We start from the raw sequence: 24,375 nt of genomic DNA on the forward strand, positions 1-24,375 counted from the left end.
CTCTAATCCAGATTCCTTAATTAATGTTCTTAACTGTTCATCAGCGTTTGATGAATTAATAAAAGGAATAACAGGAATTATGTATTCAAAGAATTTTACTCTTTCCTTTTTATCATCAAATAAATCATCCCCAACGGCATAAACAAAATTGATTTCTCTTTCTATGAGTTTTGAATTATTCAATAGTATATTAATTTCTCTAAGTTTTGTAAATATATCAGTACTATCAAATCTATCTAAATCTTCAATCAAAACTACATTATACCCAGTTACTTCAAAAAAATATAAAATTTCCTCTAAATGTTCATTAAAAACTGATTTATTTACATTATCCCCTAATTCTAATTCTCCTTTTATGTTTACTTTATTGATTTTGGAGTTACTGAATAATTTTATAATTAATTTTGATAATAAACCTAAACCTATAAATGCTATTACAAATACGAATAGAGCAAACCAGTCAAAACTATCTTTAGTACTCCAATTTTCTGGACTAATTTTATCTAAATAATCGTACTTTAATAGTAAAACAGAACTTGAAATCCACAAAATAAAACCGATTGATATACTCCAAATTTTCCAATCAGGAATATTAATAATTCTTTTAAAACGAGATTCAGGAATTTCTTCTGGTTTAACGTGATAGAATATTTGTTGTAAAATACTAACTTCTAATAACCTTTCTAATTCTTCTTTATGTTCTTTTTTCTCAGCTACTGTTAACGTATCATCACTCTTTTTTTTATTAAAAGAAGCTAATGAAATATTTAAGAATTTGTATTTAGGATTTAGCTCTTTAAATGTTCCAATTATTGTACTCTTTCCCGAGCCGTATCCACCAGTGAGTGCAATATTATTAATACCCTTTGTATCTATTGTTTCATTTAGTTTATCTAAATAAGGCTGAATCTTTTCGATATCTAAGACATTTGTTAAAACCTTTGGAGCAAGCGAACTAGTTAAAGTATTCGGCTTCTTAACTTCTTCCTTTTTAGATGCAAATAGATTATGTAGATAATTTTTCATAGAGCGAAATTTATGTTGCCTAAGCAAATATAACATCTTATTGTTATAAATAAATAAACTTCAGTTAATGAGAAAAAAAAGACAAATTAAAGTATCATTTTGTGCATTGATTTTATTAGTGTCTTTACTGAGAATAAGTGGTGTAACCGAATATGGGATAAGAATAGTACAAATTACTATGTAGTTGGGCTCTTTTTTTAACATTAAAAAAATGGAAATTTTACAGGGATAAGTATTGGCAGTTAAAAATTTTTGAGTTGTAAAAATATGTCTTCCCCTCCTTTAATTTTGTATTTGGCTTTAATCCGCTAGATAAATCAATCTTAAAAATGGAAATGAATGCTAATGTATTTTCTAAGAGAGTAAATAGATTAAAAATTTACTCTCGTTTTATTTTTGAGAGTAAAATTTGTCCTTGTTCATTTCTACGGTTATACTATCGTTGAATTCAGTCGTAATATAAGTTGAATAATTTTCAATGTTTAAATTCGATTAGTCTAAAATGTTTCGGATTTTCTCAACTTCTATAGTAAGTACTGCAACACATTTATTATCACTGCTACCTAAGGTCAAACAATTCCCTTAACTGCCACTTTGTAATAATCTTACCGATTGCAAAAGATATTTGTCCATAAATCCTGCAAAGCGTAGGAATACAGAATAATAAAATATTCAAATCATGGGAAATCAAGTTAAAAAAGTAGTGTTGGTATTGGCTGTACTATCAACAATTAGTGCGATGGCACAGGGAGACGGTTCAGCTGGTATCACTGAAGCCACTCAAATGGTTACGTCCTATTTCGATCCTGCCACACAACTCATCTATGCTATTGGAGCCGTGGTAGGTCTCATTGGAGGGGTTAAAGTGTACGGCAAGTTCAGTAGCGGAGACCCCGATACAAGCAAGACTGCAGCAAGCTGGTTCGGTGCCTGTATCTTCTTGATTGTTGCGGCTACTATTTTGCGTTCATTCTTTCTTTAATCCCTTGCCTTATGAATTACAATATCAACAAAGGCATCGGAAGAACGGTAGAGTTTAAAGGGTTGAAAGCACAATACCTGTTCATATTCGCAGGCGGACTGCTAGGAACGCTTATTCTGGTCATGATACTTTACATGGCCGGGGTCAATTCCTACATCTGCCTGTTTCTTGGAACTGGTGGTGCTTCGCTGATAGTATGGCAGACCTTTTCACTGAACAAAAAGTATGGAGAACATGGTCTGATGAAAATCGGTGCAAGAAAAAGGCATCCTCGTTACATCATCTGTCGCAAGCCTGTACATCGCTATTTAAAGTTCACCCCTAAATCGAATGCCGTATGAGGAATGTAGCCAAGACCACAACGTTGGAAAATAAGTTTCCATTACTAGCGGTAGAAAACAACTGTATCCTGTCAAAGGATGCAGACATTACGGCCTGTTTTGAAGTGCGTTTGCCGGAACTGTTTACGGTAGCTTCTGCGGAATACGAAGCCATTCATTCTGCTTGGCACAAAGCCATCAAGACGTTGCCCGACTATACCGTTATCCATAAACAGGACTGGTATATTAAGGAAAATTATGCACCCGATATTGCTGATGACGGTTTGAGCTTTTTGGGCAAATCCTACCAACAGCATTTTAACGAACGTCCTTTTCTTAACCATTATTGCTACCTGTTCCTGACTAAAACCACTAAGGAAAGAATGCGTACGCAGAGTAATTTTTCATCACTTTGTAAAGGTGCTCTCATACCAAAAGAAATCAGGGATAAGGAAGCGATTCATCGTTTTATGGAAGCGGTTGCACAGTTTGAGCGTATTGCAAATGACAGCGGATTTATCGGGTTACGACGCCTAACGGAAGAAGATATCATCGGTACGGATGAAAAACAAGGATTATTGGAACAGTATTTAACGCTGTCAAGGAAAGCCGTAACACCAATGCAGGATATAGCAATCGGAGCTGAAGAAGTGCGCGTTGGTAACAAAAGATTGTGCCTGCACACTTTATCCGATACGGACGATCTGCCTTCAACTGTATCAGCAGATACCCGTTATGAAAAACTATCTACCGACCGGAGTGACTGTCGTTTGTCGTTTGCTGCTCCCGTGGGATTGCTCTTAAACTGCAATCATATCTACAACCAATATCTGTTTTTGGATAACAGCGAAGACAACCTGCAAAAGTTTGAGAAGTCCGCAAGGAATATGCACTCACTGGCTCGATACAGTCGTGCCAACCAGATCAATAAAGAATGGATAGAGCGGTACCTGAACGAAGCACACAGTTTTGGACTGTCGTCCATCAGAGCACACTTTAACGTTATGGCTTGGTCGGATGACCCTAGCGAATTCAAACAGCTAAAGAATGATAGCGGTAGTGCTTTGGCACTGATGGAATGCAAACCCCGCCATAATACCACCGATGTGGCTACGCTCTACTGGGCAGGAATGCCTGGAAATGCCGGAGATTTTCCAAGTGAAGAAAGCTTTTACACGTTCATTGAACCCGCATTGTGCTTCTTTACTGAAGAAACCAATTATCATAATTCGCCATCACCATTTGGTATCAAGATGGCAGACCGTCTGACTGGAAAACCTATCCATCTTGACATTTCCGACCTGCCGATGAAGCGAGGTATTATCACGAACCGAAACAAGTTTATATTGGGTCCTTCGGGAAGCGGTAAATCTTTCTTTACCAACCACATGGTTAGGCAATACTACGAGCAAGGCGCACACGTTCTGCTGGTAGATACGGGTAACTCATATCAGGGATTATGTGAACTTATCAAAGGAAAAACCAAAGGCGAAGACGGGGTTTACTTCACTTATACAGAAGACAATCCTATTGCCTTCAATCCATTCTATACCGATGATGGAGTGTTTGACATAGAGAAAAGAGAAAGTGTCAAAACCCTGATACTTACACTTTGGAAACGTGATGATGAACCACCAACCCGTTCCGAAGAAGTGGCATTATCCAATGCGGTAAGTGGTTATATAGAGCGTATCAAACAGAATGATGCATATCCTTCATTCAATGGTTTCTATGAGTATGTGCAGGGCGATTATCGTAAAGTACTACAAGAAAAAAAGGTCAGGGAAAAAGACTTTGACATCGCTAATTTTTTGAACGTACTGGAACCTTACTACAAAGGAGGTGAATACGATTACCTGCTCAATTCCGATAAGCAGCTAGACCTGCTTTCCAAACGCTTCATTGTGTTTGAAATTGATGCGATCAAAGACCATAAAATTCTCTTTCCAATTGTGACTATCATCATCATGGAGGTGTTCATTAACAAGATGAGACGATTGAAAGGTATCCGCAAACTCATTCTGATTGAAGAGGCTTGGAAAGCGATTGCTAAAGAGGGAATGGCAGAATATATAAAGTACCTCTTTAAAACGGTCAGGAAGTTTTTCGGAGAAGCCATAGTAGTAACGCAAGAGGTAGATGACATCATCCAATCACCCATCGTCAAGGAAAGTATCATCAACAATTCCGATTGTAAAATCCTGCTCGACCAGCGCAAGTACATGAACAAGTTTGATGACATACAGGCAATGCTTGGCTTGTCTGATAAAGAAAAGGCACAGGTACTTTCCATCAATATGAATAATGACCCATCACGGCTCTACAAGGAAGTTTGGATTGGTTTGGGTGGAACCCATTCTGCAGTTTATGCCACAGAAGTGTCCGTTGAAGAATATCTCGCATATACCACCGAGGAAACGGAGAAAATGGAGGTGATGAAGCTTGCCGGTGAACTAGATGGAAATGTAGAGCACGCTATCAAACGGATAGCCCTACAAAGAAGAGAAAAGTAAATACAATTATTAATCATTTAAAAATCGAAGAACAATGAAAAAAATACTATTCATGGTGTTGACAGCACTAATATTGGCTGTAGTACCGTCCGCAAAAGCCCAATGGGTGGTTACAGACCCCACAAATCTGGCTCAGGGAATTGTTAACAGTGCCAATGAAATGGTACAGACTTCATCCACGGTATCCAATGTTATTAAAAATTTCAAGGAAGTGGAAAAGGTATATAAACAGGGCAAAGAATACTATGATAAGTTGCAAGCTGTCAACAATTTGGTGAAAGATGCCCGTAAGGTGCAGCAGACAGTACTGCTGGTTGGCGATGTTTCCGAAATGTATGTTCAGAATTTTGGCAAAATGATGAACGATCCCAATTTTTCTCCTCAGGAATTGATGGCTATCGCCAATGGTTATGCAGCACTGCTCAACGAAAGTACAGCACTGCTGAAAGAGCTCAAACAGATCGTAAGCTCTTCCAGTTTGTCATTGAATGACAAAGAACGTATGGATATTATTGACCGTGTGTACAAAGAAGTGAAGGAATACCACAGCCTTGTACGCTATTACACGAACAAAAATATCTCAGTAAGTTTTCTAAGGGCAAAAAAGCAGAACAATACTAAAAGAGTATTCGAACTCTACGGAACAGCTAACCAAAAATACTGGTAAGTTATGGAATTTAATAATCTTCACGAGGTTCTGCGCTCCTTGTACGATGAGATGATGCCACTGTCCGCAGATATGGCGGCAGTGGCTAAAGGAGTGGCTGGTCTGGGAGCTTTGTTCTATGTAGCTATTAAAGTATGGCAGGCACTAAGCCGTGCAGAGCCTATTGATATGTACCCTCTGCTCCGTCCTTTTGCATTGGGTCTTTGTATTATGTTTTTCCCGACCATGGTACTTGGAACCATCAATGCAGTGCTAAGCCCAGTGGTGCAGGGGACACATGCCATTCTCGAAAATCAGGTTCTTGACCTGAACGATTTGCAGGAAAAAAAAGATCTGCTGGAGCGTGAGGCAATGCTCCGCAACCCTGAAACCGCGTATCTGGCATCGAACGAAGAGTTCGATAAAAAACTGGAAGAACTGGGTTGGTCGCCATCTGATTTGGTCACGATGTCGGGCATGTATATGGAAAGAGGGATGCACAGCATTGAGCAGTCCGTAAAAAACTGGTTCAGGGAATTGCTGGAAATTCTATTTCAGGCAGCTGCTCTAGTAATTGACACCATACGTACTTTCTTTTTAATTGTGTTGTCCATTTTGGGTCCGATAGCTTTTGCTATATCGGTTTGGGATGGTTTTCAATCCACACTTTCGCAATGGCTTACTCGATACGTTAGTGTATATCTATGGCTACCCGTTGCCGACCTGTTCAGCTGCATGCTTGCCAAGATACAATCCCTGATTATAGAAAGGGATATCGAAATGCTTGCTGACCCGACTTTCATTCCCGATACGTCAAATACCGTGTATGTGATTTTTATGATCATTGGCATTGTGGGATATTTTACTATCCCAACCGTGACAGGCTGGATTATTCAGGCTGGTGGGGCAGGGAATTTTACTCGTAATGTAAACCAAACCGCAATGAAAGCCGGAAATATTGCTGGAGCCGGAGCTGGCTCGGCAGCAGGAAATATTGGCGGGCAATTACTCAAATAATGTAGAACGATTAATCAGTAAAAAATGGAATTTAAAACGCTAAGAAATATCGAAAACAGTTTTCGCCAAATCAGGTTGTACGCTCTTGTATTTGCCGTTCTCTGCATCAGTGTTGCAGGATATGCAGTATGGCAATCTTACCGCTTTGCAGAAGAACAGCGCCAGAAGATCTATGTACTGGACAATGGCAAATCACTAATGCTGGCACTTGCACAGGATGCGTCCATCAACCGACCGGTCGAAGCAAGGGAACATGTAAGACGTTTTCACGAACTGTTCTTTACGCTGGCTCCCGATAAAAATGCTATCGAAAGTAATATGAGCCGGGCGTTTAACCTTGCCGATAAAAGTGCTTTTGATTATTACAAAGACCTTTCGGAAAAGGGATATTACAACCGTATTATATCGGGCAACGTACAGCAACGTATCGAAGTAGATAGTGTGGTCTGCAATTTCGACACCTATCCCTATGCGGCACGTACCTATGCCAGACAGTTCATCATCCGTTCCAGTAATGTGACCAAACGTAATCTGGTTACTTCCTGTTTTCTTGTGAACTCTGTCCGTTCGGACAATAACCCGCAGGGCTTCAATATCGAAAAGTTTACTGTTGTGGAAAACAAAGATATAGAGGTCATTGAACGCTAAAAACGTAGGATATGAAAAAATTACGAACTGATATGGACAATTGGTTTGAGAAACTGGATGAACGTTGGCGAACACTGCCTTTAAGAAAACAGCACAAGTACACGCTTTACTTTTTTGCGGGGTATCTGTTGCTTAGCGCAGGGGTTATTTTCAAAGTATGGTATGATACCAGCAAGTCCAATAACGATATGGTCATTGAGCATATCGAAAATCCTGTTCTCAAAAAGAAATGAAGTCCTGCACTCTTGCAGGATACAGTATCAACAATTTTAAAAAATGACATTCATGAAAGAAAATGAGAATAAAAAAACGGTTGTTCGGGTAACGGAAGGTAACCCAGCAGCAACCGAAGATGTTTTGCAAGAAAGTACACAGAACAAAGCCCAAAAGCTTAAAAAACCACTTATATTCGGTTTGATGGGTGTTGTGTTCATCGGCTGTATGTACTTGATATTTAAACCGTCTTCCGAGAAAAAGGAAATCGATAAAATCGGACTGAACGAGGTTGTACCTCAGGCTACTGGCGCAGGAATGCCTGCCGATAAGGGTAAGGCATACGAGGAGGAAATGCTAGAACGTAAGAATCAGGAAAAGAGGAACGCTCTCACATCTCTTTCTGATTACTGGAATACCGACGAAAATGTAGAAGCGGAGGAGGAGCTACCTAAAGAAGAAGAAAGCTACAGCAGTGCCAACGGATCTGGAAAACAAAGTAATCCCGCTTTAAACAGTTACCGCAACGTGCAAAGCACATTAGGCTCTTTCTATAAGGACGATAATTCTGAGACGCAGGAACTCCGCAAGCAATTGGAAGAATTAAAGGAAAAACTGGCTGAGAAAGACGTTCCAGCCAAAGTAACGGTTGATGATCAATTAGCATTGATGGAGAAATCCTATCAGATGGCTGCAAAATATCTTCCTTCAGGTACAAATATGGGGGAAGTTGTACCTGCCAATGATGCTGTTTCTAAGTCGTCTTCATCTACACAAAAAGAGCAGTTCGTGGCATTCACTTCTGCAAGAAAGAACACCGTATCTGCCTTGTACCGTGAGCCTAACGATAGTGCCTTTTTAGCAGATTGGAGTCAAAACAAGAACAGCGGTTTTTATACTGCCAGTGCTTTAGAACAAGTGGTACAACCCAAAAACAGTATTAAAGCCTGTGTACAGGAAACGCAGACCATTATTGGTGAAACTGGAGTACGATTACGGTTACTGGAACCCGCCCAAACGCCTAATCGTAGCATTCCCAAAGGAACAATTTTAACGGCTAATGCCAAACTTGAGGGAGGACGTTTACAGCTCAAAGTTACTTCCATAGAACTGGACGGAAATATCCTCCCGGTTGATATTACGGTTTATGATCTGGACGGTCAGCAGGGTTTGTATGTGCCGTATTCGCCCGAAATGAATGCCCTTGGCGAAATGGCTGGCAATATGAGCCAGCAATCCGGGACGAGCCTGATGCTTACCCAATCGGCAGGACAACAGGTTGCCGCTGATTTGAGCCGTGGTGTAGTACAGGGCATTTCGGGCTATTTCTCCAAAAAAGTGAAGACACCGAAAGTTACCTTAAAGGCAGGGCATCAACTGTTCCTTGTTTCCAAAAAATAATGTTAAACATAAATAGAATTAAACAATGAAAAATTACTTAAAAACCTTTTGGGCATTTGCCATGATTATTGGCTTTGCAGTATCCTCTTTTGCACAGGACAGCGCAATAACTCCTCTTGCTTTGGGTAAGATAGAACCGTACCTTATGGAAGTTACTTATGACAAGACTTCGCATCTGATTTTCCCGACCGCTATCCGCTACGTGGATCTGGGCAGTGAATACTTGATTGCAGGAAAAGCAGAAGATGCCGAAAATGTACTACGTGTAAAAGCATCGGTAAAAGAATTTGAACCGGAAACCAATTTTTCGGTAATTACCAATGACGGCCATTTTTACAGTTTCAATGTGAATTACAGCTCATCCCCGGAGGTGTTGAGTTATGACCTGCTAACAATGCAAAAGACAGAGGACAAGGCTAATGGAAGTGATGTACTTTTTGAAGAGTTGGGTAACAACTCACCATCTCTGGCAGGCTTGTTACTGGAAACAATTTACAAAAACGATAAAAGCATTGTAAAGCATATCGGGGCGAAAAGTTTCGGCATACAGTTTCTCCTGAAAGGAATTTACATCCATAATGGTAAATACTATTTCCATACGGAACTCGCAAACCGTACCAATGTTCCTTTCCAGATTGATTTTATAAATTTCAAAGTGATGGATAAAAAGATTGCCAAGCGAACCGTGGTGCAGGAAAGACCAATGATGCCATTACGCACTTACAAGCCGCTGGACGAGATTGGTGGGAAAATGACCGAACAAAATGTGTTTCTGTTGAATCAGTTTACCATTGCCGATGACAAAGTGTTATTAATTGAGATTTTCGAGAAGAATGGGGGCAGAAATCAAACACTTCAGATAGAAAATTCAGATTTGATCAAGGCTCGCTTGATTAACAATATGCATCTAAAATTTTAGTAATCCATTAAACGTAATAACAGAAAAATGAAAAAGTATATTTATACGATGATGTTTGCCTTTATGGGTATTACTATCGCACAGGCACAACGAATGTTGCCTAAACAGAAAGGATTGGAAGTAAACGCAGGAACTCTATCTAATAATAATCCTAGCAGGAACTACTACTTTAATATAGGTATGACCGTAAACGGTAACAACGGCAATTATAAGCTTTGGGCTTTGGAATATACCCATCAATATTATGGATACAAAGATCTCGGTATACCGAACGAAACCTATACAGCCGAAGGCGGTTACAGTTTCTTCCTGCTGGGTGATACCCGTAAGAACATTACCCTGAATGCAGCAATAACTGGTGTACTGGGTTATGAAAGCATTAACCGTGGCGAAGCTTTGTTGTATGACGGGGCAAAAATACTGACTGAGGACAATTTCATTTACGGGGCAGGCGGACGGCTGTCTTTTGAAACATACTTGTCCGACCGTTTTGTGATGATTCTTCAGGGTCGCACAAAAGTTTTGTGGGGTACGGATCTGGAACAGTTCCGACCTTCAGCCGGTCTGGGATTGAGGATTAACTTTTAACTTTTAAAATATAAAACAATGATAGCATTTTTCAATAAATTCAAAATTGGCTTACTGCCAATGTATGTATTATTGGCAATCCTGATAAATTCTGTTACATCCTGTGGCAAAGACGAATTGGAAATACAAGATGATTTCCCTTTTGAGGTAAAGGTGATGCCAGTACCCAAAGAAATTGCTAATGGCAATTCCGTTGAGATTAGGCTTACGATACAGCCAACCGGTAATTACAGTAACACACAATATTTTATTCGTTACTTCCAATTTGACGGACAAGGAACTTTGCATTATTACGATGAACCTCCGTATCTGCCCAACGATTTGTATCCGTTGCGGGCTAAGCAATTCAGGTTGTATTATACTTCGGGCTCCACCGTCTCCCAATCCTTTGATGTATGGATTTCGGATAATTTCGGGAACGAAAGGCAGTTGAACTTTGAGTTTAACAGTAGCGATTAACTGCCAGGTATTCGTTTACGTTTATATTATAAACATTTGCATTTAATCACAACCCGAAGTTGATCTTCGGGTTGTTTCATTTCCTGTTTTCCAGACGTATCTATAATACAAACATTGGATAACTCCATAAACCTTACTATCTTTAAATAAAATATAGAAAAAAGACTTTACGAAAGAGGATATTATTTCAGTGATAAAGTAATTTAACTGCATTCCTATGAAAGATGTTATAGCACGTACCAATAGATTTTATATCGAAATGTCCCGAAGAGTACTTTCTGAAAAGGAATATGATGTATTGCTGAAGCTCCTGATAGAAAAAATGACACTACAGGAAGTGGCCTCCATTTATGGGGTCACCGGTGAAAGCATCCGCCAAATTTACGAAAGTACATATAAAAAAGTACAGAGCGTAACCCAGTTACTTGCTGAAATTGAATACTATAAGCAAAAATTAGAACAGTTAAAATATGACTTTAAATGCGAGACCAAGCAAATCAAAAAAAGTAAAAATAATACTGAAATTGTCCTGCATATAATGCTTTATGAAAGCCATTTTCCTTTTAGTAAGAGAATGCATAACATGTTCGAGGTTTTGGATATTCAAACCATAGGACAACTAGCCGAAATACCTCTAAAAAGTTTTGGGTGTTTCAGGGGATTTAAAGAACAGTGCAAAAAAGAACTGACCGCATTTATAGAGTTTGAAAACATTGAACATCTTTTTGAGGGTTTTTCTGTGTGGAAAAAACAGCCAATCCAGTAATTTGGAATGACAGAAAATCCAGTTATAGTAAGGCGACGTTCTTTTGCTTCTTTTCTTTGGTGGCTGATGTGGAAAGAAAAGAAGTCGGCTGAAACAACGAAAGGGATAATGAATATCCCTTAGAAATAAGATTCCAACCTGTTTGGTAAAATGCGGAGTGAGGAAGTGCGAAAGGTGCATTTTGGTAAAGTGGTTGCACCGATTTGGCGCAAAAAGACTGTCCCGACCATCGGAAGGGAGTGTCTTTTTGCCGCCCGATTTTGACTATCAGGCGACTTTTATGGGATGGGTGCGAAAGTCCTTTAGATTGTGAAAAAATCCCCTGTACGGTGTCATACCATGCCGAAATAAGTTCCATAAAAGGGAGCATCCCATTTGGGTTAAAGAGGAATTGATAAACAAATCCTGTTTCTCAAGTGCTTCTGCTAAACTGCAGCTTGGCGTGTCATCCTCTTGTTCGGACTGCTTTAATAACTCTCCAAATTCTTCGGTAATCATTGGCAGGCTTGCCACCGTTTCGTATTTCTCCGAATTGGGTTGATGAATGTTTCCTATGGTAGACAGCAACACTTGTCCTGTATGCTGGCTATTGCCAAAATCCAGCCAATATTTCGGTTCGTCCCTGTGGTGTCTGCGGTTGCCTATTTCTTTCAGTATTTCAGCAACGCCAAACCTTGCCTGTACATTATCCACGCAGGTAATGTAAATAGTTGCCTGTGCTTCTTCGGGTATTCTGCCCGAACTGTCCTTTTCAAACTTTGCGGTTTCGGCTTTCCAATTCGTCCCTGAAAAGCGGTTTACACGGTTGATTAGTGCAACGGACTTGTACAAGCCTGTTTCACTCTCTGCAAAACGCTGTCTTCCTAAATTGGCATTGGTTACAGTATCATCATCCCATAGGCGGACACGTAAGCCTGCGTGTCCCAATTCGATTAAGCTGTGGTTCATTTCCATTAAAGCGGTCAGAACCTTTGAGCCTGTCCCACCTGCACCGATTAAGTTTACCGTAATGGGATTGGTAGGGCTTATCAGATAGTTATCGGTAAAATGTACTTTTAGTTTCTCGGTATTCATCACAATAGATTTTTAATGGTTTTGTTGTTCTTTTTCAATACATCATTAGGAAAGGCTTCGCTAGTTTCAATCAATTTTTTCCAAAGGCTTACGCAATTCCCTTTTATGGGACTGTGTTCTCCTAATAGATGGCTGAAATAGCTATTAAAAAAGTAGTCTTCCCAAGCACTTATAAATTCCTCCACGGAAGCGGAATTTTTAATGTCTATACTTACAGTTCCCATACACACTTTACCGTCTTCATAAATGTTGAAGAAAGGAGCAAAATACAATGGTGTATTTTCTGTTGGTCTTCTGTCAGTAGTAATAGCAAATAGTGCTAGGCTGTTTTTACTGGCATACCAAAGCATTGATGGTACATGTGCTTTGCCGTTGGGTATGCCCAAACCCTTCACAAAATAAAATTGCTGTTTCTGTGCTTTGGTGTACCAAAGTACCGTGCCTTTTTCGCTCGGATTGATATGCAATATATTGGTCGGTAAAATTCCTTTTGGCTTTAAAAAGGCTTTATCCTTTTCTTTGTCGGTGTGTAACGCCTTTGCTAACACTTTAGCTTCATTTACGGTCAATGGATGGGCATTGACAGGATTTCCGTTTTTGTCCATATCAAAATGCTCCACGTACATATTGGTATTCGTTCCTTTGGTTTGATAAAAAACCAATGCGGATTTTGGGTGGTAAAGCGTTCCAAAATTCTCAGTTATGTCATTTATGTTGTTCATTTTCTATAGGTTTTATAGTCATATAATAGTGTGCATAGTTCATCCAAAAGGGCAAATAAACGGTTCTCAAAATCAAGATTGGTTTGTGTTATGTTGCTTCCGTCAAAGCGTTTGCAAATAGTAGGTTCTTCCATTGCTCCATACTCGTTAAACTCATTGTTAATGCTGTCGGTAAGCCTCTCATACAGCCAACCTGTGGTATCTGCTATAAAGGAGATATACTTTTCCATTCCAACGGTTTCGGAGTCATTCTCATCATTATAGGGGTCTACTTCGGGTCTTGGAGCGTTTCGAAAAATGCTCTCGTGTGGATATTGCGTATAGAGAACAAAGGCATCGCAAGCCACTTTTTGACATTCCAAGTCGAATGTATCACGGCTTTTAAAGTGTCTTAAGCGTTGTTCAAATATCTGTAAATTGATACGGTTGAATAGTTTTTGTTCTATCCGTTCGCCTATCCATTCGGCTTTTACAATCTCTGCAATACAGCTATTTGTTTCTTCGGTATAATCATCCTGTTCAATCCAATCGTTCATCATTTCGTACATCCAATACAGATAGCTGTTTTCCTGTCTGTAATAGGGTATATCGGCAATATGATACAGATAACTGCAAACCGAAACGAGCAATTGAGCCGTCTTTTTACGCTTTGGGTCATTGAGCATTTGAAAGAGTGGAACAATTGGAATATAGTACAGGGTTGTACCTGTGCCGTATCGTTCCTCGCTTGTAAAAAATGTTTTCTTACTATCCTGTACCAAACGTAAATTATCCCAATTGACATTGTTCTTTTTTAACTTGTTTTCCGCATCCCACATAGCCAAAGCTATATTATAGGGATAGCCATAATCTTTCGTTTGTAACGGTTCAATGCCGTAATGTTCTGCAAGTTGGGAAAGGGACTTGTAAAAATCCCTCTCTATTTTTGCTGTTTTCTTACAAGCTTGTACGGATTGAACTGTTTTGAGTTTTGGCAGAAACGCACACTTTAGAAAACCATTGGCAGCATTGCTATCGGTACGGATTTCTGTTTGTCTTTCTGTACTTCGTTTGTGTCTTTGGCTCTCTGCATACATTGTGCGAACTCGCCCAATTGTCGGTGCAGTTGCCGTTGTGTTTTTTGTTCGGGTATGCTGATAGTTCCCGATAGGATATTGCTTTGCATAGTTCATCGTTTTTAATTTTTGGTTTAACCTTTTGTTCCCATTACGCTTTCCAATTTGTATTCTATCCTATCATCACGGATAATAGGGGCAGATACTTTTGCCGTGGTTAGTATGGGATACGTATTGGCGTAAAAATTCAATACCGCTTCCACACTCCAACGTGGTTCGGGGTCGGTCAGTCTGATGTCCTGTCCTTTATCTTTAAGTATAAATACTCTTTCTAACTGTGTTGCTAATAACATAACTCTTGGATTTTGTATTAAACATTAGGTTGCTCTGTCGCAAACAGACCTGTTGAAGAAAATTGGTTTGATAGTTCCGATTTGCGTTTTCGTATCTCGTCCGCTTTTTCGGGGTAGTCGGTAATTTCGGGTACTTTCATCCACGCATCACGGAATTTGCCTTCTTTTTCCAATTCATCCGCTTTTGCCATTCCCTCTTTAAATTTCTTGTCTTTGGCTTCCTGTTCCTTTTTCTCTTTTTCGCCTTTTTCCTTTTCCATTGCCGATTGCTTTTTAGCTTCTTCCAACTGTTTCATAAAGGCTTCCATATTTACCATTAAACCCGAAGCGGTTTGTAAAGGTGTTGCTATCTGCTGAAAAAATCCCTCATCCAATTCATCTGCTGTTCCCCTTAAATTAAGCGGAGGTATCAGTTGTTTTGCAGTATCTCCGCATTGTTCGTTTTGGAGAATAACCGATACAATAAGGTTGTTTTCTGCTCCCTTTGCTATGGTTAGGTGCAAATCTCCTTGTATGTCCATTTGTGCTATCTGATTGAAAAAATTTGTGTTCATCGTTCTAAAATTTAATTGTCCATTTTTTTAATGTCTTCACATTATAAAGTTTTTTAAAGGCTACCACCATTTAAGACGGTAGCCTAAGGGTATTTAATTAAGGTTTAAGATTTCCGCTCCTTCTGTTGCAAAAGAGGTACACAGTTCAAAAGCCTTTTGGGTTTTTAGCTGTGCCGTACCACCCATTACAATACTCTGTAGCTTGGCTTCATTATCTTTGTAATTGCGTACATTCTGATAGTATCCTGTCACGGCGTTATACGCTCCAAACAAAGTACCTTTGGTTGTTTCCATCTGCTGTGTATCACTAAGCATAGCGTAGGTAAAAGCATCTTCTACTGTGTTTTTGAACAAGGTGGAAACTTCATCTTCCGCACCTTTTTTCAATAAATCAAATGTTTCCTTATTTGGACAAAGCGATAATTGGATTAGCTTTTTTACCTCTTGGTCAGTTACCTTTACTTTAGCCCATTGGTTGAATATGCCCTCTAATTGGTTGCTCAGTGTATTTGCCAATCCCATAACCTTGTGAGCATCATCCAAACGCTGTTTTGCTCCCGAAGTATGTTTGATGCGTACCACGTTACTCATCGAACGAAGCGAAGCATTAAGGGTGTTTTGGCATACGATTCGGATAGGTGTAAATGCTGCGGTAATGCTTCCGCTGCCATCGTGCGAATTAGTCAAAAAAATGTACTTTTCGGTAACATCGTCTCCATTGCCTACTCGGATGTAGTCGGGCAGTTTTGCGGTGATAAAAATGCGCTCCCCGTTGCCCAATGCTCCTGCGGTTTCATATAATATGCCTTCGTCACCGCCTACAATGGCATCGAAGAAATTGAACGCTTCACGGTTTTGTACAATGTGGTAATCCTTGCCGACTACTCCCAATACAGCATTGTTATCGGTGCGTATGTTGGCGAAATAGTTAGGTACTTCCAATTCGCTGTTGCCTATCTCTATGCCGTTAGCCGTTTCGATAATGCCGGAACCTTTTGTAAATAGGGGGCTTTTAGCTACTTCATAGTCTAATCCTGCATGTTTTATCGCTTCTCCGCTTGTTGGGTATTGCTCCACAATCTGCCCCAATCCGTGCCATGCTTTTTCTTTTACGCTAAAGAATGAATAACGTCCTGTTTCGCTGTTAAAATTGATATTATGTGCCATGATTTTAAAATTCTAAATTGTTAAAAATTATTTAGATGCTCGTTGTTAAAACGGGAGGTCGTCCTTTGTATCGTCATTGTTGTTTCCTGTAGAAGCCTGTTCCGCTTCGGTTTTCTTACCGCCCCCGTGAAGCTTGATTTGCGAGGTGTTGAAGTTCAGTCCTGCGTGTGGTTGTCCGTCACTGCCTGTCCACGCTCTTGCACTCACTTTGCCTGTCAGTTCTACCACCGTGCCTTTTGTGAGTATCTGCGCTACTTTTGGACTAAGCCAATAGGCGCAGTCGAAATACGTTGTCTGCTCTATGCGCTCACCCGCTTTGTTTTTGTAGCTGTCGTTGATGGCTACCGAAAAGTTTACTACTGTTTTGCTGTTGGACACGTTGCGTACCTGCGCATCCGCTGTCACTCTTCCTGTGATGTTCATAATTTCTACGATTTTTAGTGATTAATTTTTTTTGAAATTTTATTCGGCAATGTGAGGAGGTGCTGTTTTGTTTCATCAAATCCATTTGTAATATTTTATTTCTCATTGCTGACATTTTTTTTATTCGTCTAAAGAGCCGGAGTATGCTATGTTTTGTTTCATGAGCATAAAAAGGTGAGTGTTTAGCAATAGCAAGGCTTTGATAAAAAATACAACCTGGATGGGTGGAGATTTTTTGGCAAATCTGAAGGACCAGGCCTTGCTATTGCGTAAAGAACACGGAGTTACCTTTGCTCTTGAAATAAGACAAAAGCATACTGGTTTTTGAATATAAAAATGAAGGGGAAGTAATGATGATTTGTATTACTCAAATGCAAATGAGATTAAAATTTGACAAAGGATTAAATATCCTAACTCAATTACAGACCCATCCATTGGATTCAGTATATTCAATCTATAAGCCGCATTAATTATTTTACCATTATGGCTGAGCTTTGAAATAATAAGGTATTCATAAAATGATCTAAGGTGACGTGGGAAAAGATTGTAATTGATTTGGAATAGGAGCGGTAGCGCAACGAGGACATGGAAGATTTAATATGAGGGATTGAAAGAGTGTTTATCAAGCCCTATTTTTATGAATTTTCCATCGTTACCTGTCTAAAAATAAGTTTGATTCTTGGGTAGAAAACCGGTTAAATTGACCAGCATTTTTTGGCATAAAATCGTATGAAATTGTATGCAGGATTTTATAAGAAAATTGAAAAATAAGTTTTTACCGTATATAAGTTTATAACTACTTTAGCCAATATTCAAAAAAAGTCAAAAAAACACAATGTCAGACGAACAAAAGAAACTCTTAGAAACCCAATTATGGGCGATTGCCAATATCCTAAGAGGTAAAATATCAGCCAATCAATTTCAAGACTACATATTAGGTTTTATTTTCTACAAATACCTTTCGGAAAAATTAGAAAAAAAAGCCAATGAGTTCCTAAAGCCAGATGGAATCGTGTTTAATACTATTGACGAAAATAGTAGTGATGGTAAAGCTGTTTTAGAAGCGTTAAAAGAAGCCATTGTTGAAGCACTAGGATATTTTCTAAAACCATCCGAACTGTTTACAAATCTTGCAAAAAAAGGAAATGCAAAGGTTATTAATCAAGACGATGAAGAGCAAATTCAAAGCACTTTTATTCTCGAAGATTTAGCCAACGTTTTGAACTCTATCGAAAAAAGTACCATGGGTTCTGATAGTCAAGACGATTTTGACAACCTATTCTATGATATCGATTTAAACTCTACTAAAATAGGTCGTACCACCAAAGACCGTAACGATGTCATTGTAAAAATACTTACAGCATTGGACGAAATTGATTTCGATTTAGACAATACCGAAGGTGATGTTTTGGGTGATGCTTATGAGTATTTGATTGCACAATTTGCAGCAGGTGCCGGACAAAAAGCAGGAGAATTTTACACACCGCAACAAGTATCGAGTATCTTGGCCAAAATTGTGACTACTCGCAAAAGCAAGTTAAAATCAGTTTATGACCCAACATGTGGATCCGGTTCGCTTTTACTTCGTGTGGCACGAGAGGTAGAAGAAGTAGGACATTTTTACGGTCAAGAACAAAACCGTACCACCTACAACTTAGCGCGAATGAACATGATTTTGCACGATGTGAATTATCATAAGTTCGATATTAAAAACGAAGACACGCTCGAAAAACCGCAACACTTGGATTTTAAGTTTGATGCCATTGTAGCCAATCCACCATTCTCAGCAAAGTGGTCTGCAAATCCTATTTTTACAAATGACGAGCGATTTTCGCAATACGGCAGACTGGCACCTGGAACCAAAGCTGATTTTGCTTTTATCCAACACATGGTGCATCAGTTAGACGATAGCGGTATTATGGCCTGTATTGCGCCGCATGGCGTATTGTTTCGAGGTGCTGCCGAAGGACATATTAGGAAGTATTTAATTGAAGATTGCAACTACATTGATGCCATTATTGGTTTACCGTCTAACTTGTTTTATGGCACGAGTATTCCAACCTGTATTTTGGTCTTGAAGAAATGCAAAGAAACGCCAGAAAACATTTTATTCATTGATGCCAGTAATGATTTTGAAAAAGTAAAAAATCAAAACGTACTACGTGAATTTGACATTGATAAAATTATTGAAACCTACCAAAACAGGACCGTAATAGACAAATATTCTAACGTAGCAACTCTCGAAGAAGTAAAAGCCAACGATTACAACCTGAACATTCCTCGATATGTAAATACTTTTGAAGAAGCCATCTCAATTGATGTAAATGCAGTGGCGGATCAATTGCAAAGCATTGATTTAAAAATGAATGAAGTGGATAAAACCATTGTTTCGTTTTGTAGTGAATTAAATATCAAAACTCCTTTTTAATATGGAAACACTTCAACCAAAATTAAGGTTTCCAGAGTTTGAGGGTACTTGGGAGTTTAAAAGTTTAAGAGAAATTACCTCACTAATAACTAAAGGTACTACACCAAAGACTTTTTCTGAAAACGGTGTAAATTTTATAAAAATAGAATGTTTGAATGGTCATAATATAGACACCAGTAAATGTTTGTTTATTGATGAAAAAACACATAACAAAGAGTTAAAAAGATCTATACTACAGGAAAATGATTTACTATTTGCTATAGCCGGTGCAACAATAGGTAAATGTACAACTGTAAAAAAAGAAGCTTTACCAGCAAATACAAATCAAGCTCTTGCCATTATTAGACTAAAAGAAAAAGAAAATAAAGATTATATTTTTCAAATTCTTACATCTGAATGTATGAGTAAATATATTAAAGATAATATTTCTGTTGGTGCCCAACCAAATTTAAATTTAGAGCAAATTAATTCTTTTTCATTCAGTTATCCATCCCACGAAGAACAAACCCGCATAGCCAATTTCCTTTCATCAGTAGATGAAAAACTAAACCTTTTAAAAGAAAAAAAAGCTCTTTTAGAGGACTACAAAAAAGGCATCATGCAAAAAATCTTCAACCAAGAAATCAGGTTTAAAGATGATAATGGTAATGATTTTGAGGAGTGGCAGGAAAAAACTATCGCAAAGATTTGTACTAAAATACAAAGTGGTGGAACACCTAAATCTACAAATAAAGATTATTATGATGGTAATATTCCTTTCTTATCAATTGCTGATATGACTAAACAAGGAAAATATATTGAATATACATCAAATAGTATATCAGAATATGGCTTGAAAAATTCATCTTCTTGGATTGTTCCAGTTAATTCAATCATCTATTCAATGTATGCATCTGTTGGCTTTGTTGCTATCAATAAAATTCCAATAGCTACTTCACAAGCTGTTTTGAACCTGATATTAGAACAGGATATTTGTGTTGATTATATATATTATTTTCTATTAGATTTTCAAAAGTACTTAGCAGAATATATTACAACAGGAACACAAGGTAATTTAAATGCACAAACAGTAAAAGGTTTTGTTGTACCTATTCCAAGTAGTGAAGAACAAACCAAAATCGCTAATTTCCTTTCGGCAATTGATGAAAAAATAGCATTAGTTTCCAATCAAATACAAGATACCCAAGAATATAAAAAAGGATTGTTACAGCAAATGTTTGTGTAAATAAAAACACTATGGAAAATAAAAAAATTATCGATTACATTATTTTAGAAATGGAATCAAAAGAGTTTCTAGTAATTGAGGTTTTAAACAAGATTAAAGAGGGATATCTTCCATTAGGAGGAATTTCATTGGCTGTAGATTCTGGAAAATTGACAGTATTTAAATATTTTGCTCAGGCTATGGTTAAATACGATGATAAATAAATGATATCCTAATCCGAAATACTATTAGAATAAAATCTAATTGAAAAATTGGATGATAAAAATGTATTGTTGCAGCAAATGTTTGTGTAAATACTTCGAGATTTATCAATAATCTCGAAGTATTTACTATATTTGAACTCTTTAATAATACTGTTAAGATGGAAGATGCACCGAAAATGATTTTTAATCAAAAAATATTTGCACTGGCAAATAAACCAGATGTGGTTGTTAAGATAAAAGAAATTAATAACGAGTATTTATATTGGGATAAAGTAAAATATAAAAAAATATTAGATTTAGATCCTATACAACTTTGGTCTGCCGTAAAAATGGCAAGAGCGGTAAATTACAAAAATATCTCTTTTGGTAGTTATCAATTTAATTATGTGACTACTGATTATATTCAAAAAATACTTCACTATTTTGATATGAATATCGGTGGTTATATGGGAGCAAATAATGTTGTTCCAGATGCTGATAAAACTAGATATTTGGTAAGTGCTATTATGGAAGAAGCTATCTCTAGTAGCCAGATAGAAGGAGCCAATACTACCCGTAAAAAAGCTAAAGAAATGCTTCGTAAGGAAGTAAAACCAAAGACCAAGTCAGAACAAATGATTGTAAATAATTATGTTACAATCAAACACATCACACAAAATCGCAATGACGATTTAACCCCTGAAAAATTGTTATACGTTCACGGACTAATTGCTTGTGATACATTAGACGATAAAAAAGAGGAAGGCGCATTTAGAATATCTGATGATGTACAAGTTGTCAATCATATTGATGGCGAAGTCGTGCATACACCTCCTAGCCATAAAGAACTGGAAATATTAATTAAAGACTTATGTGACTTTTTTAATGCTGATAGTAAAGAAACTTTTATGCACCCTATCCTTAAAGCAACTACTATTCATTTTATGATTGGTTACATTCACCCTTTTACAGATGGAAATGGTAGAACGGCGCGTGCCTTGTTTTACTGGTATTTATTAAAAAAAGGATATTGGCTTACAGAGTATTTATCTATTTCAAAGATTATTCAGGATACTAAAAATCAGTACGAGAAAGCCTATTTATATACCGAAGCAGATACCAATGATTTGACTTACTTTATGACCTATCATTTAAAGGTGATGGACAAATCGTTCGAAGCATTAAAAGAATATATTCAACTGAAACAAAAAGAAAATTTACAAATTGCAAGTTTTGTTAGAATTCCAAATGTTAATGAACGTCAAGCGCAATTATTAAAAATACTATACGATGAACCAGAAAGTATTTTTACTGTAAAAGAAGTAGAGAATAGATTTTTAATATCAAATTTTACAGCACGAACTGATTTGTTAGGTCTCGTAAATCTTGACTTTTTAGATATAATTCAAGTCAATAAAGTGAAACAAAACTTTGTGCGTTCTGAAAAATTCTTAGTATTATTAACCAAATATAAAATTAAATAAACTTCGAGATTTGTAAAGAATCTCGAACTATTAATATAACATGACATCACAATCCGAATTAATATTAGAACAAAACCTAGTCAATCAATTAGCCGCTAATGGGTACGATAAAGTAACTATTAAGGATGAAAATGATCTACTAGTCAATCTTAAAAAGCAATTAGAAAAACACAACAACAAAGTGTTTTCTAATTCGGATTTTAAGCAAATACTAAACCACCTAACCAAGTCTAACAATGTTTTTGAAAAAGCTTTGTTGCTTCGGGATAAGTTTGCTTTCAAAAATGATAATAACGAATTGGTTTATGTGGAATTCTTAAATATGGATTCTTGGTGCAGGAATGAGTACCAAGTTACCAATCAAATCACAGTTGAGGGCAGCTATAAAAACCGTTATGATGTAACCATTCTAATTAATGGTTTGCCCTTAGTGCAAATCGAATTAAAGAAAACAGGTTTAGAATTAAAAGAAGCCTTCAATCAAATCAATCGCTATCAAAAACACTCTTTCTCAGCCAATACTGGACTGTTTAATTATGTGCAATTATTTGTAATTAGTACCGGCGTAAATACTAAATACTTCAGCAATTTCGGAAACAAAAAACCCGATTTCAAACAAACCTTCTTTTGGACAGACGAAAACAACAAACGTATTTCTAAATTAGAGGATTTTGCCAATACCTTTTTAGAGAAATGTCATTTATCTAAAATGATTACGAAATACACCGTATTGCATGATTCTGATAAAATGTTGATGGTATTGCGTCCGTATCAATTTAATGCCGTAGAACGCATTATTGACAAGGTAAAAAACAGCAATCACAATGGTTATGTATGGCACACTACAGGCTCCGGTAAAACATTAACTTCGTTCAAAGCCAGCCAAATTTTATCACAATTACCTAAGGTGGATAAAGTAGTTTTTTGTGTAGACAGACAAGATTTAGATTACCAAACCGCTAAAGAATTCAATGCCTTCAAACCAGATTGTATTGACCCAACTAATAACACTGCCAATTTAGTACGCCAGTTCAAAGACAGCAACAGCAAATTGATTGTCACGACGATTCAAAAATTGTACAATGCTATTACGAGAGAACACCATCTTAAAACAATGGACGATCTAAAAGACAAAAAAATTGTCTTTATTTTTGATGAATGCCACCGCTCTCAATTTGGAGATACGCATAAAAAGATAACCCAATATTTTGAAAACTATCAAATGTTTGGGTTTACAGGTACACCTATTTTTGCTGAAAATGCCTCGTCTAAAAACAAGCAAAACCAAACAACAGCAAGCTTATTTGGTGAGCAATTGCATAGTTATGTCATTACCGATGCGATAAAAGATGACAATGTATTGCGTTTTTCTGTAGAATACGTGGGTAAATACAAAGAACGTGAGAATTCACAAAATGAAATTGACATTGAAGTAGAAGCAATTGATACCCAAGAATTATTACAAAGCAAAGACCGCATTGAAAAAATCACCAATTATATCATTCAGCAACATCCCATTAAAACGCAAAACAAAACGTTTACGGCTATGTTTTGCGTGAGTAGCGTAGACATGCTGATTAAATATTATGATCTATTCCTTAAATTAAAAGAAGAGGGTAAACATGATTTAAAAATAGCTACAATTTTTAGTTTCGGTGCCAATGACGAAATGATTAGCGATACAGATGATTATGATAGTAAAGATTTTAATGAGGTAGCAGAAAAGGAAGAAGTTTATAATGCCTATCATAAAAGAGATAAGCTAGAAAGTTATATAGAAAATTACAACAAAACCTTTAAAACCAATTGGACTACAAAAGACAGTCAATCCTTTTACAATTATTACAAAGACATAGCACAACGAGTACGTTCTAAACAAGTAGATATTTTATTTGTGGTTAATATGTTCCTAACAGGATTTGATAGTAAATCATTGAATACCCTATTTGTAGATAAAAATTTAAAATACCACGGTTTAATTCAAGCCTATTCCAGAACCAATAGAATTCTTGGTGATAAAAAATCACAAGGAAATATTGTCGTATTTAGGAATCTTAAAAAAGCCACTGATGATGCCATTGCCTTATTTTCAGATAAAAAGGCTAAAGAAATTATCATCTTAAAACCATACGAAACCTACGTTAAAGAAATTAATGAAGCTTACGATAATTTAACAGCAATTACTCCAACTTTTGAATCAGTTGATGATT

General features: G+C 37.3%; 23 protein-coding genes and 2 pseudogenes. 17 read left to right on the plus strand and 8 right to left on the minus strand.

Features of this window, described 5'->3' with window-relative positions; translation table 11 throughout:
- Window positions 1-1,026: pseudogene (locus DNC80_RS13870) on the minus strand (hypothetical protein); the annotation flags it as partial.
- Window positions 1,027-1,705: 679 nt separating this feature from the next.
- Between DNC80_RS13870 and DNC80_RS13875 the strand changes: the two are divergent.
- The 12 genes and pseudogenes from DNC80_RS13875 (at window position 1,706) to DNC80_RS13930 (ending at window position 11,498) form a co-directional block, all read left to right on the plus strand.
- Window positions 1,706-2,008, plus strand: coding sequence for a DUF4134 domain-containing protein (locus DNC80_RS13875; protein ID WP_131910815.1), 303 nt, complete (start codon window positions 1,706-1,708; stop codon window positions 2,006-2,008).
- A gap of 11 nt (window positions 2,009-2,019) precedes the next feature.
- Window positions 2,020-2,349, plus strand: a complete 330-nt coding sequence (locus DNC80_RS13880; protein WP_131910816.1) for a DUF4133 domain-containing protein — start codon at window positions 2,020-2,022, stop codon at window positions 2,347-2,349.
- Window positions 2,346-4,841, plus strand: a complete 2,496-nt coding sequence (locus tag DNC80_RS13885; RefSeq protein ID WP_131910817.1) for a TraG family conjugative transposon ATPase — start codon at window positions 2,346-2,348, stop codon at window positions 4,839-4,841. The genes DNC80_RS13880 and DNC80_RS13885 overlap by 4 nt, the downstream gene beginning before the upstream one ends.
- 34 nt (window positions 4,842-4,875) lie before the next feature.
- Complete coding sequence (locus DNC80_RS13890) at window positions 4,876-5,508, plus strand: DUF4141 domain-containing protein (protein ID WP_131910818.1); 633 nt, start codon at window positions 4,876-4,878, stop codon at window positions 5,506-5,508.
- A gap of 3 nt (window positions 5,509-5,511) precedes the next feature.
- Window positions 5,512-6,504 (plus strand): conjugative transposon protein TraJ, encoded by a 993-nt coding sequence (traJ, locus tag DNC80_RS13895; protein ID WP_131910819.1) that lies wholly within the window; start codon window positions 5,512-5,514, stop codon window positions 6,502-6,504.
- Between the two features lie 24 nt (window positions 6,505-6,528).
- Window positions 6,529-7,152, plus strand: a complete 624-nt coding sequence (gene traK, locus DNC80_RS13900) for a conjugative transposon protein TraK (protein WP_131910820.1) — start codon at window positions 6,529-6,531, stop codon at window positions 7,150-7,152.
- Between the two features lie 11 nt (window positions 7,153-7,163).
- Window positions 7,164-7,451: pseudogene (locus tag DNC80_RS13905) on the plus strand (nitrogen regulatory IIA protein).
- Window positions 7,438-8,766, plus strand: a complete 1,329-nt coding sequence (gene traM / locus DNC80_RS13910) for a conjugative transposon protein TraM (RefSeq protein ID WP_131910821.1) — start codon at window positions 7,438-7,440, stop codon at window positions 8,764-8,766. Before DNC80_RS13905 ends, traM begins: the two are co-directional and overlap by 14 nt.
- A 25-nt stretch (window positions 8,767-8,791) precedes the next feature.
- Window positions 8,792-9,685 carry a conjugative transposon protein TraN gene (gene traN / locus DNC80_RS13915; protein ID WP_182651729.1) on the plus strand — a complete coding sequence of 298 codons (894 nt, stop codon included), beginning with the start codon at window positions 8,792-8,794 and terminating at the stop codon, window positions 9,683-9,685.
- Window positions 9,686-9,712: 27 nt separating this feature from the next.
- Window positions 9,713-10,273: a conjugal transfer protein TraO gene (locus DNC80_RS13920; protein WP_182651730.1), complete on the plus strand. Its 561-nt coding sequence runs from the start codon at window positions 9,713-9,715 to the stop codon at window positions 10,271-10,273.
- A gap of 18 nt (window positions 10,274-10,291) precedes the next feature.
- Window positions 10,292-10,732: a DUF3872 domain-containing protein gene (locus DNC80_RS13925; RefSeq protein ID WP_131910824.1), complete on the plus strand. Its 441-nt coding sequence runs from the start codon at window positions 10,292-10,294 to the stop codon at window positions 10,730-10,732.
- Window positions 10,733-10,949: 217 nt separating this feature from the next.
- Entirely contained in the window at window positions 10,950-11,498 is a 549-nt protein-coding gene (locus tag DNC80_RS13930; RefSeq protein ID WP_131910825.1) for a sigma factor-like helix-turn-helix DNA-binding protein, read from the plus strand.
- Window positions 11,499-11,765: 267 nt separating this feature from the next.
- On the opposite strand, the gene DNC80_RS13935 is transcribed toward DNC80_RS13930, so the two are convergent.
- The 7 genes from DNC80_RS13935 to DNC80_RS13965 form a co-directional block, all read right to left on the minus strand.
- A complete protein-coding gene (locus DNC80_RS13935; protein ID WP_131910826.1) occupies window positions 11,766-12,572 on the minus strand; it encodes a PRTRC system ThiF family protein in 807 nt (268 codons plus the stop codon).
- Window positions 12,572-13,294, minus strand: coding sequence for a PRTRC system protein B (locus DNC80_RS13940; RefSeq protein ID WP_182651731.1), 723 nt, complete (start codon window positions 13,292-13,294; stop codon window positions 12,572-12,574). The genes DNC80_RS13935 and DNC80_RS13940 overlap by 1 nt, the downstream gene beginning before the upstream one ends.
- Complete coding sequence (locus DNC80_RS13945) at window positions 13,291-14,466, minus strand: hypothetical protein (protein ID WP_182651732.1); 1,176 nt, start codon at window positions 14,464-14,466, stop codon at window positions 13,291-13,293. The genes DNC80_RS13940 and DNC80_RS13945 overlap by 4 nt, the downstream gene beginning before the upstream one ends.
- A gap of 17 nt (window positions 14,467-14,483) precedes the next feature.
- A complete protein-coding gene (locus DNC80_RS13950; RefSeq protein ID WP_099715392.1) occupies window positions 14,484-14,702 on the minus strand; it encodes a PRTRC system protein C in 219 nt (72 codons plus the stop codon).
- Window positions 14,703-14,719: 17 nt separating this feature from the next.
- Entirely contained in the window at window positions 14,720-15,256 is a 537-nt protein-coding gene (locus tag DNC80_RS13955; RefSeq protein WP_099715393.1) for a PRTRC system protein E, read from the minus strand.
- A gap of 93 nt (window positions 15,257-15,349) precedes the next feature.
- The gene (locus DNC80_RS13960) at window positions 15,350-16,423 is read right to left on the minus strand and encodes a DUF932 domain-containing protein (RefSeq protein WP_182651733.1); all 1,074 of its coding nucleotides are present in this window, start codon (window positions 16,421-16,423) and stop codon (window positions 15,350-15,352) included.
- A gap of 45 nt (window positions 16,424-16,468) precedes the next feature.
- Window positions 16,469-16,846, minus strand: coding sequence for a single-stranded DNA-binding protein (locus DNC80_RS13965; protein ID WP_099715395.1), 378 nt, complete (start codon window positions 16,844-16,846; stop codon window positions 16,469-16,471).
- An 835-nt stretch (window positions 16,847-17,681) separates the two neighbouring features.
- Between DNC80_RS13965 and DNC80_RS13970 the strand changes: the two genes are divergently transcribed.
- The 5 genes from DNC80_RS13970 to DNC80_RS13990 form a co-directional block, all read left to right on the plus strand.
- On the plus strand, window positions 17,682-19,274 hold the full coding sequence (locus DNC80_RS13970) for a type I restriction-modification system subunit M (RefSeq protein WP_182651734.1): 1,593 nt from the start codon (window positions 17,682-17,684) through the stop codon (window positions 19,272-19,274).
- 1 nt (window position 19,275) lies between these two features.
- Window positions 19,276-20,499 carry a restriction endonuclease subunit S gene (locus DNC80_RS13975; RefSeq protein ID WP_182651735.1) on the plus strand — a complete coding sequence of 408 codons (1,224 nt, stop codon included), beginning with the start codon at window positions 19,276-19,278 and terminating at the stop codon, window positions 20,497-20,499.
- 11 nt (window positions 20,500-20,510) lie between these two features.
- Complete coding sequence (locus DNC80_RS13980; protein WP_099715398.1) at window positions 20,511-20,702, plus strand: hypothetical protein; 192 nt, start codon at window positions 20,511-20,513, stop codon at window positions 20,700-20,702.
- A gap of 158 nt (window positions 20,703-20,860) precedes the next feature.
- Complete coding sequence (locus DNC80_RS13985; protein ID WP_182651736.1) at window positions 20,861-22,165, plus strand: Fic family protein; 1,305 nt, start codon at window positions 20,861-20,863, stop codon at window positions 22,163-22,165.
- 40 nt (window positions 22,166-22,205) lie between these two features.
- Window positions 22,206-24,375: type I restriction endonuclease subunit R (locus DNC80_RS13990; RefSeq protein ID WP_182651737.1), on the plus strand; the 2,170-nt coding region annotated here is incomplete at its 3' end.

The organism is Flavobacterium sp. SOK18b (assembly GCF_014156605.1).
Classification (GTDB): domain Bacteria; phylum Bacteroidota; class Bacteroidia; order Flavobacteriales; family Flavobacteriaceae; genus Flavobacterium; species Flavobacterium tiangeerense.

Excerpts from the sequence above, each read along its gene's own strand:
- DNC80_RS13875 (WP_131910815.1), top strand. The coding sequence starts at position 1,706 with ATGGGAAATCAAGTTAAAAAAGTAGTGTTGGTATTGGCTGTACTATCA.
- DNC80_RS13880 (WP_131910816.1), top strand. The coding sequence starts at position 2,020 with ATGAATTACAATATCAACAAAGGCATCGGAAGAACGGTAGAGTTTAAA.
- DNC80_RS13885 (WP_131910817.1), top strand. The coding sequence starts at position 2,346 with ATGAGGAATGTAGCCAAGACCACAACGTTGGAAAATAAGTTTCCATTA.
- DNC80_RS13890 (WP_131910818.1), top strand. The coding sequence starts at position 4,876 with ATGAAAAAAATACTATTCATGGTGTTGACAGCACTAATATTGGCTGTA.
- traJ (WP_131910819.1), top strand. The coding sequence starts at position 5,512 with ATGGAATTTAATAATCTTCACGAGGTTCTGCGCTCCTTGTACGATGAG.
- traK (WP_131910820.1), top strand. The coding sequence starts at position 6,529 with ATGGAATTTAAAACGCTAAGAAATATCGAAAACAGTTTTCGCCAAATC.
- traM (WP_131910821.1), top strand. The coding sequence starts at position 7,438 with ATGAAAGAAAATGAGAATAAAAAAACGGTTGTTCGGGTAACGGAAGGT.
- traN (WP_182651729.1), top strand. The coding sequence starts at position 8,792 with ATGAAAAATTACTTAAAAACCTTTTGGGCATTTGCCATGATTATTGGC.
- DNC80_RS13920 (WP_182651730.1), top strand. The coding sequence starts at position 9,713 with ATGAAAAAGTATATTTATACGATGATGTTTGCCTTTATGGGTATTACT.
- DNC80_RS13925 (WP_131910824.1), top strand. The coding sequence starts at position 10,292 with ATGATAGCATTTTTCAATAAATTCAAAATTGGCTTACTGCCAATGTAT.
- DNC80_RS13930 (WP_131910825.1), top strand. The coding sequence starts at position 10,950 with ATGAAAGATGTTATAGCACGTACCAATAGATTTTATATCGAAATGTCC.
- DNC80_RS13935 (WP_131910826.1), bottom strand. The coding sequence starts at position 12,572 with ATGAATACCGAGAAACTAAAAGTACATTTTACCGATAACTATCTGATA.
- DNC80_RS13940 (WP_182651731.1), bottom strand. The coding sequence starts at position 13,294 with ATGAACAACATAAATGACATAACTGAGAATTTTGGAACGCTTTACCAC.
- DNC80_RS13945 (WP_182651732.1), bottom strand. The coding sequence starts at position 14,466 with ATGAACTATGCAAAGCAATATCCTATCGGGAACTATCAGCATACCCGA.
- DNC80_RS13950 (WP_099715392.1), bottom strand. The coding sequence starts at position 14,702 with ATGTTATTAGCAACACAGTTAGAAAGAGTATTTATACTTAAAGATAAA.
- DNC80_RS13955 (WP_099715393.1), bottom strand. The coding sequence starts at position 15,256 with ATGAACACAAATTTTTTCAATCAGATAGCACAAATGGACATACAAGGA.
- DNC80_RS13960 (WP_182651733.1), bottom strand. The coding sequence starts at position 16,423 with ATGGCACATAATATCAATTTTAACAGCGAAACAGGACGTTATTCATTC.
- DNC80_RS13965 (WP_099715395.1), bottom strand. The coding sequence starts at position 16,846 with ATGAACATCACAGGAAGAGTGACAGCGGATGCGCAGGTACGCAACGTG.
- DNC80_RS13970 (WP_182651734.1), top strand. The coding sequence starts at position 17,682 with ATGTCAGACGAACAAAAGAAACTCTTAGAAACCCAATTATGGGCGATT.
- DNC80_RS13975 (WP_182651735.1), top strand. The coding sequence starts at position 19,276 with ATGGAAACACTTCAACCAAAATTAAGGTTTCCAGAGTTTGAGGGTACT.
- DNC80_RS13980 (WP_099715398.1), top strand. The coding sequence starts at position 20,511 with ATGGAAAATAAAAAAATTATCGATTACATTATTTTAGAAATGGAATCA.
- DNC80_RS13985 (WP_182651736.1), top strand. The coding sequence starts at position 20,861 with ATGGAAGATGCACCGAAAATGATTTTTAATCAAAAAATATTTGCACTG.